Source organism: Ruegeria sp. CDSA034 (genome assembly GCF_059612275.1).
Genome location: NZ_JBXWQH010000018.1, coordinates 1 through 14,765 on the forward strand (window position 1 = coordinate 1; position 14,765 = coordinate 14,765).

The following is a 14,765-nucleotide window of genomic DNA, read 5'->3' on the forward strand; positions in this document are numbered from 1 at the left end:
CCTGAATAGGCTTCTTCTGCGCCTCGCGCGCAATTTCAATGTCCGATTTATAGCTCATTGGGCAAAACCCCCGGTTGGAAAAGTCTGACAACGTCTTGGCCGGATCGGCAGCGCACCAACCCAGATTCGATTATTTTTCTTTAAAGTAAATAATTATTCCCCTGGGTCAATACGCGAGTTGTAGTTGCCAAACAGCCCACAGCCAAACTCACCATCAATGCCCAGCCACCAACAACCCAATTCAGGCGTATCTTTTCCGACCTTCACTAAGACCCAGCAGCCAATCTTCGACTATCAACTGCTCTGGAAAAGCACTGTTGAAAGGCCTTTTCAGCAGGTAATATCCCGACTCAGTTCGCACCGATGCGCCCTGGACTGGCCTGACCAAAGCGCCGCTTTCAAGCAATGGATCAACAAGATGGGCCCAGCCCAACGCAATGCCCAATCCATCAACCGCTGCCTGTACTGACAATGGGTAAGTGTTGAACGCGACTGCCTGTTCCATTGATGATGTTGATACACCATTGCCGCTGAACCACGCTCGCCACGTCATCCATTCTGCATGCGCGCTGGTGACCTCAATAAGGTCAAGTTCCGGTAACGCAGAAATATCCGCGGCATTGGGATTACTTTTGAGGTACTCGGGGCTGCAAACCGGAAAAACGGTTTCTCCGAACAGAAGCTTTGCCTCGTACCCCGGCCAGTCGCCATCCCCCCGCAGAATTGTCAGGTCCATAGAATCTGACAGGCATTCTGCGTCACTGTCAGAAGACACTAAAGAGATACGTATTCGGCCATTGGATTTGTTGAACTTGCGAAGTTGCGGCATCAGCCAAAGAGACGCAACAGAATTGGTCGCCGAGATCGAAACCGTATTTGCCTGATGCTTGGCCAGCATGTCTCGGCTGACATCCCGCATCAGGTCCAGTGATTTTTCCACGGTCGCCAACAGGATGGCACCCTGTTGAGTAAGGGAAACAGAACGATGACCCCTTACGAATAAGGGCACGTCATAGTGCTGTTCCAGCAAGCGTACTTTGCGGCTGATTGCGGTCTCTGAGATGTTCAGCACCTTGCTGGCTTGCGCAAAACTCTGTGCCTTGGCAGCGGCTTCAAATGCCAACAAATAGTCTAGCGGCGGCAAGACTTTCCCGGTGACTGGCGCTTTTTTTGGCATTTGGGGGCCTTTTCCCGAGCTGGACGACGGCGCGATCAAAAACATTTGCCCGCATCTGGCAACATTCGATCAGGCAACTGTCTGTTAAGATAGCAAAAAGTCGGATTAGCCTCAAGAAATTATGGTCAAAGCCCCTCAAATTTCTGTTCTGCACATTAGACGATCTTGGGCAGAATGCATGAATTCGGGGCCGGAAGAGTCCTCAACTCAAAAATGAATGTCACTCAGGGAGCAAACATGAAACTTACAAACCTACTTTCTGCTGCAACCTTGGCAGCAGTAGCGGGAACTGGCGCGGCTGCCGAAGACAGCAGCGACCCGATCGTAATCCCCATTCACAACTGGTCCAGCCAGATCGTGATGTCGAACGTTGTAGGCCTGATCTTCGAAGAGATGGGCAACAACGTAGAATATGTCACCACCGACAGTCAGGCCGTCTATGAATCGGTACGTTTGGGCGATGTCGCGCTGGAGATGGAAGTCTGGGAAGGTGCCTTTGGTGCATCCTACCGCGCGGCACTGGAAAAAGGTGGTCTGCATGATGCGGGCGATCATGATGCGGTCACGCGCGAGGATTGGTGGTATCCGATGTGGACCAAGGAATCCTGCCCGGGCCTGCCTGACTGGCAGGCACTGAACGACTGTGCGCACCTGTTCGCCACAGCCGAAACCGGTGACAAGGGCCGTTATCTGGATGGGCCGGTCGACTGGTTGAAGCATGGTAAAGAACGCGCCGAAGCACTGGATCTGAACTTTACGGTGATCAATGCGGGTTCAGCCGCAGCCCTTTGGGCTGAGATTGGCGCGGCAGAGGCCGACAAAACGCCGGTTTTGGTCTTTAACTGGACGCCAAACTTCGCCGAAGCTGTTTGGCCAGGTGAGTTCGTTGAATTCCCGGCATGGGAAGATGGGTGCGACAAGGATCCAGCCAAGGGTCCCAACCCGGAAGCGCTGTATGATTGTGGCAACCCTGCCGAGGGTTACCTGAAAAAGGCGGCTTGGGATGGCATGAAAGACAAGTGGCCGGCCGCGTATTGCGCCCTGACCGAGATTTCTTTCACCAACCCGCAGATTGCTGAGATGGCGAAGCTGGTCGACACTGATGAGCTTGAGCCGGAAGAGGCAGCCGAAGAATGGCTGGACGCCAACCGCGCCGTCATTGATCCTTGGATCAGTGCCTGCAGTACATAATCCGGTTGCATCCACCGAAACTGGCGCGGCCTTGAACATCTCAGCGATGCAAGGCCGCGCTCAACACGAAAGAAAGGCAGCCATGTCCGCCTCAGCGCCTGTCATCTCAGCCAAAAACGTCTGGAAACTGTTTGGGCCCTCGCCAGAGAGCTATCTGAAATCTCTGGCCGCTGGCCGCAGTTTCGATGAGATCCGCGCGGATGGGTACATCGCCGGTGTCAAGGACGTCTCGATTGAGGTCGCTCGTGGCGAGATGCTGGTCATTATGGGCCTGTCAGGATCAGGCAAGTCCACGCTAGTGCGGTGTTTTTCACGCCTACACGATATTACAGGCGGAACGATTGAAGTTGACGGTCAGGACATCATGAGCCTGACTGAACGCGAGCTGATTGAGCTGCGCCGCAACAAGATGGGGATGGTGTTCCAATCCTTCGGTCTGTTGCCACATCGCACGGTATTGGACAACGTCGCCTTCCCGTTGGAAATGCGCGGGCAAGATCGCTACGACCGGCGCGAACGCGCACTGGAGGTCATCAAATTGGTGGGCCTTGAAGGTCGGGAAGAATATTTCCCGCGTGAACTCAGCGGCGGTCAACAGCAAAGGGTCGGTATCGCCCGATCACTGGCGATTGAGCCGGATATCTGGTTTCTGGATGAGCCCTTCTCGGCGCTGGATCCGTTGATCCGCCGTGAAATGCAGGATGAATTCCTCCGTCTGCAAGAAATGCTGGGCAAAACCATCGTCTTCATCACGCATGACTTCGATGAGGCGCTGCGTCTGGCCGATCGGATTGCCATCATGCGCAACGGCGCGGTCGAACAGTGTGACACCCCCGATCAGATCGTGATGAACCCTGCCACCGAGTATGTGGCCAAATTTACCGAAGATGTCGACAAGGCCCGGGTCGTACATGCGAAGGGGCTTGCAAAGCCTGTGAATGGTCATGCTTTGGAGGGCGCGCCGATCAATGGCGGCTCGACTATTCACGAATTGGCGCGGGTACTGGTAAATGACAAGCGCATCCTATTGCCGGTCGCGAATGACAAAGGCGTTGTCACCGGGGTTCTGGAACGTGACACCGCGTTGAATGTTCTGCTTGGGGCGGAATGATGGCGACGCTGTCCACCGACATATCGGACACAAGGGACGGCCCGTGGGGGCAAACCAAAGTCCTAACCGCGCTGCTGGTCACCGCTATTGCACTGATCCTGGCTAAGGCAATTGGCATTCTGCCCGAGTGGCTGAATCGCATTCCTGAGGCTGCAATCCCGCCAACGGCACAGGTTTTGGACGCGATATTCAACTTCATTCAAAACGATCTCGGTCTGATCTATGTCACCCGCTTTATTGCAGAAGGCCCGCTTGAGTTTCTGCTGGATACCTCGGCGAACCTATTGGAGGGCAAGCGTCGCTGGCCCTATCTGGGCCCGATCCCATGGTCCGCGATTGCCGCAGTGGCAGCCGTCGTCGGCTATGCCGTTGGTGGATGGCGTTTGGCTGCCTTGGGCGCGGGCACCTTCATCTGGACCGCGGCAATCGGACAGTGGAAAATCGCCATGCAGACGATGTCCGTCATCGTGGTTGCGGCACCATTGGCTTTCTTGCTGGGTCTGGTACTAGGCATCGCGGCCTGGAAATACGGCTGGTTCGAGCGGTTGCTGAAACCCATCCTGTCCGTACTGCAAACCCTGCCCTTCTTTACGTATCTCTTGCCAGCAGTGATCTTCTTTAAGGTCGGACCGACAGCTGGGGCCGTCGCAACAATTACCTTTGCCATCCCACCGATGATCCTGATGACCACTCTGGGCCTGAAAAAGGTCAGCCCGGAAGTGATCGAAGCAGGCCAGATGTCTGGCTGCACACGCTGGCAGATGTTGCGCCACGTCTACGTTCCAGCCGCGCGGACCGAGGTTCTGGTCGGCGTCAATCAGGTGATCATGCTGTGTCTTGCGATGGTTGTTCTGACCGCTTTTATCGGAATGCCCGGTCTTGGCGCGAAACTGCTGGCGATGATGGGTAGTTTCAAACTGGGCCGTTCTTTCGAGATTGGCGTAACCATCGTCCTTCTGGCTGTCACGTTGGATCGGATGTCAAAGGCCTGGGTCGTCAAGCAGCCGGTGCACTTCGAACGCGGGACACCATGGTGGAAACGGCACCAGATTTCGCTGGTCGCGCTGGGTCTGTTTGTTGGATTTACTCTGCTGGCCCAGGTGTTTCCGATCCTGGCTGAAGTTGGTCGCAAGCAGCATCTCAGCCAGGGCAAAGAAATCGACGTGGTGATCAAGTCGTTCCTGGCCATAGACGCGATCAAGGGCACAACCGAATGGCTGCGCTGGTTCCTTAACGTCAAGGTTTTGATCCCGTTCCGGAATACGCTACTCGCCATTCCGACTCCCGCTTTCATCCTGCTGGTTGTATCCTTTGCCTATTGTGTCGGTGGCCGAAAGCCCGGCATCTACGCCGCAATCTTCTTTACGATTGTCGCCTTCTCGGGCTGGTGGGATCGGTCGGTCATCACGCTTTATACTGTGATTTCAGCAGTCGCGCTGGCGACTATGATCGGTATCCCCTTGGGCGTTGTTGCAGCGCGGTCCAACCGCTGGTCCAAAAGCATCCTGCTGGCCTGCGACACCGCGCAAACCTTCCCAAGCTTCATTTACCTGATCCCCGCGATCATGCTGTTTGGGGTCAATGATGTGGCAGTTGTGTTCTCAATCCTGATCTTCGCCGCCGTGCCGCTGATCCGGTACACGATTATTGGCCTCAGTAATGTACCGCCGGAAATGACCGAGGCGGCAGACATGTCCGGCTCGACCCGGCGGCAAAAGCTGATGTCGGTCCAATTCCCGCTGGCCCTGCCGACAATGGCGGTCGGGTTTAATCAGGCAATCATGTTCGCCTTTTTCATGGTTATCATTGCCGCCTTCATCGGTACGCAAGATCTGGGACAAGAACTGCAGCGAACACTGGCGGGCACCGAACTGGGTAAGAATTTTGTGCTGGGTCTGAACGTGTCCCTGATGGCGCTGACCTTTGACATGGCGATCAGCAGTTGGGCTGAAAAACGAAAAAAACGGTTGGGGCTTGATTGAGATGGCACAGCATCAAATCCCACGCACCGTTACCCGTTTCGACGATCCCGGGTTTGTCCGGATGCGTATGGAAGGCCGACCCGACGAACAAGTTTGGTGGAAGAATGTCAGCTTTGATGAGGGAACCGGGCAAGGCAGCTATCTGATGAAGATGGCAGCGGGCACACGTTCAAGCCCGCATATCCACCATGGACCAGAAGAGTTCTTCATCCTCGAAGGCGATCTGACAGATCACGATGGATTTTGCTATCGCAGCGGCGACTTTGTCAGCCTCGCTGCTGGGTCCAGCCACTATTCGCAAACCGAGGCGGGATGCCTATTGGTTGTCACCCACCGCGGTGCAACCGAGATCATTCAGGAAGATGCACTATGAATGTGAAGCCGGTATTCGAAGTTCCGTTCGAACGCAGCGGAGTTCTGGCCCCCGGCCTTCCGATCCTGCCGCATGGAACGGAACGCCACCCGGTCCCAGGAATGGGGTCGCGCGCTGTTCCGATTTCCAAAGGTGATACGATAACCTTGTTGGACCGCGACGGGATGCAACAGGCCGAGATGGTCTTCTTTGCCCCTGACCGGAGTTCTGATGCGGCCATGCTGGGTGCTTTGGGACATGGACGTCCGGATGGTTTGATTGCGACGCTGGCAAATGGATCGCCGTCTGGCAAGAAAGTGCTGCGCGCTCTGGAAGTTGCCGGATTTGACATCGGAGTAGGTGACGCGGTTCGGGCGTTTACCGACGGGTCGCGCCCCGGTGACATGGTGCATTTCGTCGCCGAATGTGATGGCCTTCTGATCGTGGCTGCACCCGGCAAGGCGATGCGCCCCGAAGATAACAACCCTCCCACGGATATCATCCTGTACATTCAGCGCTCTGCACCCGGTTTGGAAAAACCCGATGTGGGACCACCCGAACCGCTGGCCGATCCGCTCAGGGACTTCAATATTCAGCCGGGCAATGCCCACTCGTACGAGGTCAGGGCCGGTGAGTTCATTCAGATTGTCGATGTTCGCGGGCGTGAGTGCTCGGATTTTCAGGCCTTCAGCCAACGGGCACTGGATCAGGGGATCGAACGCGAGATTGATCCCACAACAACGCGTAGCCTGATGGGCAGCTTGTATCCGAAACCGGGGATTTTTTCGAAGTATTGGTCAGTTGATCAGGAACCGCTGATAGAGATCGTTCAGGATACGTGCGGACGCCATGACACGTTTGGCCTTGCCTGTACGGCGCGGTATTATGAAGATCTCGGTTACCCCGGCCACGTGAATTGCTCGGACAATATCAATAAAGACTTGGATCAGTATGGCATCAAATCACGTGGTGGTTGGCCTGCAATCAACTTCTTTTTCAACACGATGCTGGACGACACCAACGCCATTGGCATGGACGACCCCTGGTCGCGCCCCGGTGACTTCGTCTTGTTGCGCGCGCTGACCGATCTGGTCTGCGTCAGCACCGGCTGTCCCTGCGACATTGATCCAGCAAATGGCTGGAATCCAACCGATATTCAGGTGCGAACCTACAAGGCGACCGAGGATTTCAAAAGATCCTACGGCTATAGAAAATCTGCGGAGGCGGATGTGGAAGAAACCAAGAAAACTGCATTTCACGACTGCTTTGCACGGCACACCCGTGATTTCGTCGAATATAACGGCTATTGGCTGCCCAACACGATGACCAATCACGGCGCGATTGCCGAATACTGGGCCTGCCGCGACAAGGTTGCGGTTATGGACCTCAGCCCCTTGCGGAAATACGAAGTTGTCGGACCCGATGCAGAAGAGCTGTTGCAGCTTTGCGTAACCCGCAACATGAAAAAGCTAAGCGTTGGTCAGGTCGTGTATACCGCGATGTGCTATGAACACGGCGGTATGATCGACGATGGTACGGTTTATCGATTGGGTGAGACGAATTTCCGCTGGATCGGCGGGAATGATACCAGCGGATTGTGGCTGCAGGAACAGGCCCTCAAACGCAATATGAATGTCTGGGTGCGCAATTCGACTGATCAATTGCACAACATTGCGGTTCAAGGGCGGTACAGTCGCGACATCCTTTCCAAGATCTTTTGGACACCGCCTCAGCAACCGACGATCGAAGAACTGCCATGGTTCCGGCTGACCGTGGCTCGGGTTGGTGATGTGCAGGGGACATCTGTGGTAATTTCCCGGACCGGATATTCAGGTGAGCTGGGATATGAAATCTTCTGCCATCCCAAAGATGCCGTCGAGATCTTTGATCGCGTCTGGGAGGTTGGCCAGGAATATGGCATAGCTCCGCTTGGACTTGCGGCACTGGATATGGTGCGGATCGAAGGTGGCTTGATCTTTGCCGGGTCCGAATTCGACGATCAAACCGATCCCTTCGAGGCAGGCATCGGCTTCACCGTTCCACTGAAGTCAAAGCCCGACGATTTTATCGGGCGGGCAGCGATTGAAGAACGCAAGACCCATCCTCATCGCAAACTGGTCGGTTTCGAGATTGAGGGCGGCACGGTCCCCTCGCCCGGCGACTGTGTGCGTTTAGGAAAGGCGCAGGTTGGAGAGATTACCAGCGCGATGAAATCACCCGTTCTGGGCAAGGTTATTGCGTTGGGCCGGGTTTCGGTCACTCATGCCGTCGTCGGAGTTGACATTGAAATCGGGCAACTGGACGGCCAACAAAAGCGTCTGAAAGCCAAAATAGTGCCTTTCCCTCATTTTGACCCGACAAAGGAACGCGTAAAGGGCAACTATTCAATAGTTGATGTTCCTGATGCAGCAGAATGACGACTCCTTAACAAAACCGTTGGTCACAGAGAGTCTCCCGTCAGGGTGCATCGTATGCGAAGAATGACCTTCGCAAAACTGCGAGAAAGCAAAAGTTTTGTCTGCCCCGCTCCAGCATCCGATATCGAACCTCACAATAGCGTCTCGTTGTGTTTTTGGCTTTCACTTGTGACGGTTATGCTCGTTCATCCGACCATTGGACTGGCTGCCGGATGCGCACACTGGTTTTCCTGAGCGTCGAGAACTACAACTGAGACGACTGTTTGACGTCAGTTCCATTGGGATCGTTGAAAACTGCGTTTGCTACAACCAACTTGAATGTGAAAAGGGTTCTGTCCGGCGTCAGGAACCGTGATCTTTAATGACTTTGTCGCAAACTTTTTACCTTCTGACTGAGGTGAGGCCATCGTGTAAAAGGCGTTACGGATATAGACGGAAGCTAGCCGCGGCAATCTCATTTAAAGGTGCGCATTTTTCAAAAGAAGTGATCCTGCAAGCGGTGTTCCTCCACCTCCGGCACTCAGTTTCGGCTACCCGATCCTGATTGATATGGTCAGGCGGAAATCCATGAATAGCATCATTGAGCAAGATCACCCTTTCATCAAACGGCTCACCATCTCAATTGGCATCGGACAACCGAAGCTCTTCAGCATTTGTTGGTAGCCTTGAGGCTCGCAATGTTGGCACCGTTTTTGTCGATCACAATCTTCTTCGGCAACGTATTGGTCTCCAACATTTGTCTCTCTCGGTTTGATGATTTTTCTGGCCAGTTCTCAGCCCTTCTTCCTGTGCCTCATCGCTATGTTTTTATGGCCGGCGTCTTTGGTTTCACTCTGACGGCAAAAGTTCAGGCGTGGACTTGGGCCGGCCTGGCTTATGATCCAAGCGGCCTGTCAGAAGGGGCAGCGCAGTTGCAGTGCTGGGATTTGGTGAGAACAAAATTATTCCACCCTGGTTGACCTGGCTCTGTATAGTGTTTGGTGTTGAACAGACCATCGAAACCATCTCGAAGTTCGGGCATTCCGGGTTCATTGCGCCGGGGTAAAAAATGAATGTCTATCTTGGTTGTTTGCTCGGATTTATCCGGGTGGGCGGGGTTATTAGCTGGCCAATGCAACGGTTGGAAAAAGCGTAAAGGTTAGCATCTTCCGTGCGAATTTATTGTGGGCGTACATCGTTCCGCAGTATCGAGTGCGGGCACAATGGAAGCGGCAGACCGATTAACACTTTCGTATTTGGGACACGGCTCTTTTGACTATCCCTAGCTCCAGAGACTGGCAGTACTCCGAACTGCTTGCGACCTATCTGTTGGATGAGATTCCCGGCCAAAGTCCGCTTCGGGGAATCTGCAATGCAGCGTGAGCAACTGAGACGAATGGCGGTTCTGGGCCGCGAATTACTCGGGCAAGCCATCGCACGTAGTGTGTTGGCCCAATGCGAGAAAGTTCCAGTCGCAAGCTCGTTGCATTTTTTGTCTTATAATGCTGACCTTACCAGACAGATGCGTGCAACCTGTGCGTGCTGATCCGAAAGGGCATCCAATGGCCGATACTGATCCTGCAAATTTGCACTATTTGACAAACCCGCTGCTGAACAAGGGTACTGCCTTTTCTCTACACGAACGAGAAAAGCTTGGATTGTTGGGTCTTCTTCCGCCACACGTCGAAACGCTCGAAACCCAAGTGGACCGTGTCTATGCCGCCTTTGAACGTGAGGAGACGCCGCTGGATAAACATGTCTATCTGCGTGGCTTGCAAGATGACAACGAGGTTCTGTTTTACGCTCTATTGGTGCGACATCTAACCGAGATGATGCCGATAATTTACACACCAGTCGTGGGTGACGCCTGCAAGAGGTTCAGTGAGATCTACGATCACCCACGCGGATTAATCATTTCGTACCCCGAACGTGACCGGATCGATGACATACTTGAGAATGCCGTCCTGCCCTCTGTCGAAGCCATAGTTGTCACCGATGGAGAGCGGATTTTGGGTTTGGGCGATCAAGGCGCGGGCGGAATGGGAATTCCGATCGGAAAGCTCTCGCTTTATACCGCTGCGGGTGGAATAAGCCCGTCCGTAACGCTCCCGGTGGTACTGGACGTCGGCACCAACAATAAAGAACGGCTGGAAGATCCCCTCTATATCGGATGGCGGAATGAACGCGTAAGCGGGGATGAGTACTTTGACTTTGTCGATCTGTTTGTACAGGCGGTAAAGCGTAAGTGGCCGGATGTGTTGCTGCAATTCGAAGATTTTGCTCAGCAACATGCGGCACCCCTGCTTGCGCGGTATCGCGATCAGCTCTGTACATTCAATGATGATATTCAGGGTACGGCGGCGGTAACGGCGGGTACGTTGCTGGCTGCCTCAAATGTCACCGGCATTCCGCTAAAGGACGCTACCATCGCGTTTCTTGGAGCGGGATCAGCGGGAGTGGGTATCGCTGAGCAACTGGTTCAACTCATGGTTCGCCAAGGATTACCCGAAACCGAGGCACGCGAACGCATCTACATGGTGGACCGGAACGGGTTGTTAACCGATGCGATGAAAGACCTTCTGCCGTTCCAAACGCAAATTGTCCAACCCCTCAACAAAGTAGGGAGCTGGTCCGATGGTGAAATTTCTCTGTTGGACGTGATTAACCAGGCCGAACCCAACATATTGGTGGGTGTCAGCGGTCAGGCAGGCTTGTTCTCTGAAGAGATCATTCGGGCGATGGCGGCTCACACAGAACATCCTGTCGTATTGCCGCTGTCGAACCCGACATCGCGAATTGAGGCCGTGCCTGCGGATATTATCCGCTGGTCAGATGGTCATGCATTGGTCGCCACCGGAAGCCCGTTTGATCCTGTTGTCTACAACGGCAAGACGCACCATGTCGCACAGTGTAACAACTCCTACATTTTCCCAGGCATGGGGTTGGGTGTGCTGGCCGCAGGCGCGCGTCGCGTCACTGACGGAATGTTCATGGCCGCCGCCGAGGCTCTCGCCACGTTGTCACCTGCGAAGTCCGATCGCACAGCCAGCTTGCTGCCCGATGTGGGGGACATCCGCGAGGTCAGCAAAGCTATCGCATTTGCCGTTGGGCAACAGGCGCAGTTGGATGGGGTTGCGCCTAAATCCACGGGGGATGACTTGAAAGCGGCAATAGATGCGAAGTTCTGGACCCCGCATTATGAGGGGATTGCCTAAAGCAGATCAGGCTGGAGTGACCGCTAGGTCTTACATTGCACATTCAGAACCCACCGCGTCCAAATAGAGAATGAATCAGTATGGTTCTGAATACGACGGCTACGCCACCTTACGCCTGAGCGGCTTTTGCATCGCAGCACAAAGGGCACCCACCAGCAGGACCGCAGAAGCCACCACAAGGCTATCTCCAATTTCTCCGGTCAAGTCGCCAATGATACCAGCCCCGATTGGTCCTAGTGTCTGTGAAATGGCGAAAACAACTGTAAAAAAGCTTATGGTTGCACCCCAATCCTGCTGATCCACGTTCTGGCGGACAAAGCTGGTGACCGCAGTGGGTGGCATAAAGACCGATAGCCCGAACACCAGTGCCGACAAAATTAATCCATATCCAGATGGAACCAGGATTGGCAGGGCTGATCCAAATGCGACCCCGGTAAGGATTAGCGCCAACGGCGTTCCGGATGGAAAGCGGGCCAAGACCCCGCGCCAAACAAAAGGAGACGCCATAATACTGACCCCAAGAACCATCCATGTTGCGGTGGTCAAAAGGACGCTGGAGTGCTGCTCCTTCATCCAGACCGAGATAAAAGTGACGTACACAATGTAACCCAATCCAAACAGCGCATACCCGCCGAGTTCGCCAAGCATTCTGCGCACCGGTGGGATGGAAGGCAGTGCGGCGTCATGCTCGGTTTCGTTCAATTTTGTGGAAGCCCAAACCGAAAATGGGCAAATGACCAGGGCTGCCAACCCGACCCCGATCCACGCCCAGTCCCAATATTGTGGTCCGAATACGTCCAACATACTCGGAAGGATCGCGCCACATAATGCGATACCAAATCCACCGCCACCGCCAAAGTATAAGGCGATGGCCAATGCATTCTTTCGGGCGCTGGTTTGGAACAGCGATGCTGCCAGTACGCCGCCGGACACAAAGGAAAGAGCACCAAACAGTCCCACCAAAGTACGACAGGCAGTTTGAAACACAAGGCTTTCATCAAACCCGGTCGTCAAAAGGCACAGTGCGGTCGCCACAGTTCCACTTGCAAACAACCGCGACGGAGAAAAATGCCGGATCAGCAAAAGCGTTAGAATCGAACCCACTATGTAGCCAATCGAATTGGCCGTATTGAGCCAACCGGATTGAGTGAGGCTCCAGCCAAGGCTACTTTTCATGGATGGCAGGATTAGTCCGTATGCAAAGCGACCAAATGCGTTGGATATGCTGACCCCAAGCGCAAGGCCCAGCAATATGAGCCACGGGTTGGTAGGTTTTGCGGTGGCCATGAACATTCTTCCAAGTTGAACGGTCACCGTGCCCCAATGCGCTTGGACGTGCAATCCTAACTGTTCGGGCGCGGATACTTTCGGTAGGGCTTGAGCAGCTTAAGAGTGCCTATTTACAACAAGTTGCGGTTCGACTTCCAATGCCGCATTCCGCGCTGAGGGAATGAGATCCTCAGTTCCGTTGCCCATCGTCACCGCTTCTTATCTCAGGTCAGCATTTCGCATCTGCGACCTGATCGTCCACGGTATCACAGTATATGCGCGGCACCGCTTTCTTTCGCCGCCATCCGCTTCAACGCCATCCGGTCCAACTTGCCTCCCATGGTCAGCGGCAATGCACTAACGATCCGAACCACATCCGGCGCCTTGTATCCGATCTGTTTCCGCGCGAAGTCGATGATATCTCCGGGGCGCACTGGCTTCGCCCCTTCGACAAAGCTCACAAATCCCCATACATCTTCGCCGTGCATCTCATCTCGCACCCCAACCACCACCGCCGCTGCAACGGCGGGGTGCGCTGTCAGTACATCTTCCACCTCTGCCGGGCTGATGTTCGAGCCGTCATGCACGATGATCTGTTTTTGCCGCCCCCGGAACCAGAAATAGTCTTCCTCATCCCGTCGCATCAAATCGCCAGTATCGAGCCAGCCATCCCGAAACGCTGCCGCTGTCGCACCTGGGTCGTCCCAATACCCCGTCATCATAGTCGGGCTCTTGACCCAGTGCCTGCCGTCCACTCCCACTGGCACCTCCACCCCAGCCTCATCACGAAGCGCCGAGACATACCCTGGATTGTTCAATCCAATGGAACCGACTTTCTCTACTCCTCCATGTGTGTTCGAATGTGACGTCCCCATTTCAGTCATTCCATAAAACGCCCCGATCGGCACACCCGCCAACGCGCCAAAGGCGTCGACCAGTGTCTGCGAGGGTTTGTCGCCACCTGCCATCATCGTTCTTAATGAACCAAAGTCTTCGCGCACTGCACCGTGCCCCGTTACCAATGCAGCCAATGGCGCGGGCAATATCTGCGCCACTGTCGGCTTTGTCTGTCGCAGGAGCCCCAGGAGCTCGGCGGGTGAAAACTGCCGCACTACGTTCGTTCTGGCACCGGCCCAAAGCCCTGCAAACGTCAGCCGCAACCCGGCAGTATGGGAAATCCACGACGCCGGAAGCACCACATCCCCAGGTCTCAACCCCAACCCCCGAGCATTGCTTGCCACCATAGCCCCCATGCTGGCATGGCTATGCGTCACGCCCTTCGGCTTCCCCGTGGTCCCGGAAGTAAAAAATATAAACGCTGGCGCGTCCGCCCCAATCGTCGGCAATGTCGCCTCAACCTCACCGTCCATCAGGTCCTTCAAGACGAGCGCCCCGTCCACTTCGCCTGCATAGGATATCAACCCCAAAGGCAGTCGCCCGACGCCTGGCACTGCGGCCACATCCTTGGCGCGCTCGCCATGCACCAACAGCGCCGCCGGCGTCGCCAACCGAAGCGCATGGTCGATATCCGCGGCCGTATAGCGATAGTTGAGCGGCATCGCCACCAAACCGGCCCGCAAGCAGGCCAGATAATGGATCACCAACACCGCGCGGTTCGGCATAATCGAAGCTATTCGGTCCCCCGGATTAAGCCCCAGGCTCAGATATCGAAGCGCCAGCCGTGTACAGGCGGTATCCAGCTCCTGCCAGGTCAAAGCCCCGTCCAACGCGTAAAGCGCAATCGCCTTGGGATCCGCCGACAATCCCCGCCGAAAAAGGTTCGTTAAATCCGCGGGAGCGGCCAGCGGTGGCCCGGTTACCGGCATGCTTTTCTCTCCAAATGGACCCGCGTCCGAGGGTGCCCTCAACAATCTTCAGTGGACGCGCAACGAGCGGAAACCAAACACACAATTGGTTGGTCGGTGGATCGAGCATACTGCATTGTTATCCACTTCCAATAGGGAGCGGCAGAAACGCCCACAAAGAGTAAATTTGTCCAATCTGTGGTTCGAGTTGATGTAAAGGCCCATTCAGGCTCAGGATCTTTTCTGTCGATTTTATCGCGCGATGTC

Annotated in this window: 10 protein-coding genes and 2 pseudogenes; 8 read left to right on the plus strand and 4 right to left on the minus strand. The window is 54.9% G+C overall.

Going from position 1 to position 14,765, the window contains the following annotated elements:
* Positions 1-241: 241 nt before the first annotated feature.
* Positions 242-1,177 (minus strand): LysR substrate-binding domain-containing protein, encoded by a 936-nt coding sequence (locus AC2FLJ_RS21110; RefSeq protein WP_058277108.1) that lies wholly within the window; start codon positions 1,175-1,177, stop codon positions 242-244.
* A 237-nt stretch (positions 1,178-1,414) separates the two neighbouring features.
* Between AC2FLJ_RS21110 and AC2FLJ_RS21115 the strand changes: the two genes are divergently transcribed.
* From AC2FLJ_RS21115 to AC2FLJ_RS21140, 6 genes and pseudogenes are all read left to right on the plus strand, one after another.
* Positions 1,415-2,368, plus strand: coding sequence for an ABC transporter substrate-binding protein (locus tag AC2FLJ_RS21115; protein WP_058277107.1), 954 nt, complete (start codon positions 1,415-1,417; stop codon positions 2,366-2,368).
* 82 nt (positions 2,369-2,450) lie between these two features.
* On the plus strand, positions 2,451-3,479 hold the full coding sequence (locus AC2FLJ_RS21120) for a quaternary amine ABC transporter ATP-binding protein (RefSeq protein ID WP_058277106.1): 1,029 nt from the start codon (positions 2,451-2,453) through the stop codon (positions 3,477-3,479).
* Positions 3,479-5,461, plus strand: a complete 1,983-nt coding sequence (locus tag AC2FLJ_RS21125) for an ABC transporter permease (protein WP_496699272.1) — start codon at positions 3,479-3,481, stop codon at positions 5,459-5,461. The genes AC2FLJ_RS21120 and AC2FLJ_RS21125 overlap by 1 nt, the downstream gene beginning before the upstream one ends.
* Before the next feature lies 1 nt (position 5,462).
* On the plus strand, positions 5,463-5,834 hold the full coding sequence (locus AC2FLJ_RS21130; protein WP_282121446.1) for a cupin domain-containing protein: 372 nt from the start codon (positions 5,463-5,465) through the stop codon (positions 5,832-5,834).
* A complete protein-coding gene (locus tag AC2FLJ_RS21135) occupies positions 5,831-8,230 on the plus strand; it encodes a trimethylamine N-oxide demethylase (protein ID WP_496707489.1) in 2,400 nt (799 codons plus the stop codon). Before AC2FLJ_RS21130 ends, AC2FLJ_RS21135 begins: the two co-directional genes overlap by 4 nt.
* A 522-nt stretch (positions 8,231-8,752) precedes the next feature.
* Positions 8,753-8,839 (plus strand): annotated as a pseudogene (locus AC2FLJ_RS21140) (IS6 family transposase); the annotation flags it as partial.
* Between the two features lie 2 nt (positions 8,840-8,841).
* Here AC2FLJ_RS21140 and AC2FLJ_RS21145 read toward each other — a convergent pair.
* Positions 8,842-8,963: pseudogene (locus AC2FLJ_RS21145) on the minus strand (IS6 family transposase); the annotation flags it as partial.
* Between AC2FLJ_RS21145 and AC2FLJ_RS21150 the strand changes: the two are divergent.
* Together AC2FLJ_RS21150 and AC2FLJ_RS21155 are read left to right on the plus strand one after the other, a co-directional pair.
* On the plus strand, positions 8,908-9,189 hold the full coding sequence (locus tag AC2FLJ_RS21150) for a hypothetical protein (protein ID WP_496707593.1): 282 nt from the start codon (positions 8,908-8,910) through the stop codon (positions 9,187-9,189). The pseudogene AC2FLJ_RS21145 and the gene AC2FLJ_RS21150 sit on opposite strands and share 56 nt — an antisense overlap.
* Before the next feature lie 582 nt (positions 9,190-9,771).
* Positions 9,772-11,424, plus strand: a complete 1,653-nt coding sequence (locus AC2FLJ_RS21155; protein WP_496707491.1) for an NAD-dependent malic enzyme — start codon at positions 9,772-9,774, stop codon at positions 11,422-11,424.
* Between the two features lie 99 nt (positions 11,425-11,523).
* On the opposite strand, the gene AC2FLJ_RS21160 is transcribed toward AC2FLJ_RS21155, so the two are convergent.
* Positions 11,524-12,711, minus strand: a complete 1,188-nt coding sequence (locus AC2FLJ_RS21160; RefSeq protein WP_496707493.1) for a YbfB/YjiJ family MFS transporter — start codon at positions 12,709-12,711, stop codon at positions 11,524-11,526.
* A 248-nt stretch (positions 12,712-12,959) separates the two neighbouring features.
* Positions 12,960-14,519 carry a class I adenylate-forming enzyme family protein gene (locus tag AC2FLJ_RS21165; RefSeq protein ID WP_496707495.1) on the minus strand — a complete coding sequence of 520 codons (1,560 nt, stop codon included), beginning with the start codon at positions 14,517-14,519 and terminating at the stop codon, positions 12,960-12,962.
* Positions 14,520-14,765 lie beyond the last annotated feature (246 nt).

Bases quoted from the DNA above. Each gene is read 5' to 3' on its own strand.
- AC2FLJ_RS21165 (WP_496707495.1), bottom strand. From the start codon at position 14,519: ATGCCGGTAACCGGGCCACCGCTGGCCGCTCCCGCGGATTTAACGAAC.
- AC2FLJ_RS21150 (WP_496707593.1), top strand. From the start codon at position 8,908: ATGTTGGCACCGTTTTTGTCGATCACAATCTTCTTCGGCAACGTATTG.
- AC2FLJ_RS21155 (WP_496707491.1), top strand. From the start codon at position 9,772: ATGGCCGATACTGATCCTGCAAATTTGCACTATTTGACAAACCCGCTG.
- AC2FLJ_RS21130 (WP_282121446.1), top strand. From the start codon at position 5,463: ATGGCACAGCATCAAATCCCACGCACCGTTACCCGTTTCGACGATCCC.
- AC2FLJ_RS21115 (WP_058277107.1), top strand. From the start codon at position 1,415: ATGAAACTTACAAACCTACTTTCTGCTGCAACCTTGGCAGCAGTAGCG.
- AC2FLJ_RS21110 (WP_058277108.1), bottom strand. From the start codon at position 1,177: ATGCCAAAAAAAGCGCCAGTCACCGGGAAAGTCTTGCCGCCGCTAGAC.
- AC2FLJ_RS21120 (WP_058277106.1), top strand. From the start codon at position 2,451: ATGTCCGCCTCAGCGCCTGTCATCTCAGCCAAAAACGTCTGGAAACTG.
- AC2FLJ_RS21160 (WP_496707493.1), bottom strand. From the start codon at position 12,711: ATGGCCACCGCAAAACCTACCAACCCGTGGCTCATATTGCTGGGCCTT.
- AC2FLJ_RS21125 (WP_496699272.1), top strand. From the start codon at position 3,479: ATGGCGACGCTGTCCACCGACATATCGGACACAAGGGACGGCCCGTGG.
- AC2FLJ_RS21135 (WP_496707489.1), top strand. From the start codon at position 5,831: ATGAATGTGAAGCCGGTATTCGAAGTTCCGTTCGAACGCAGCGGAGTT.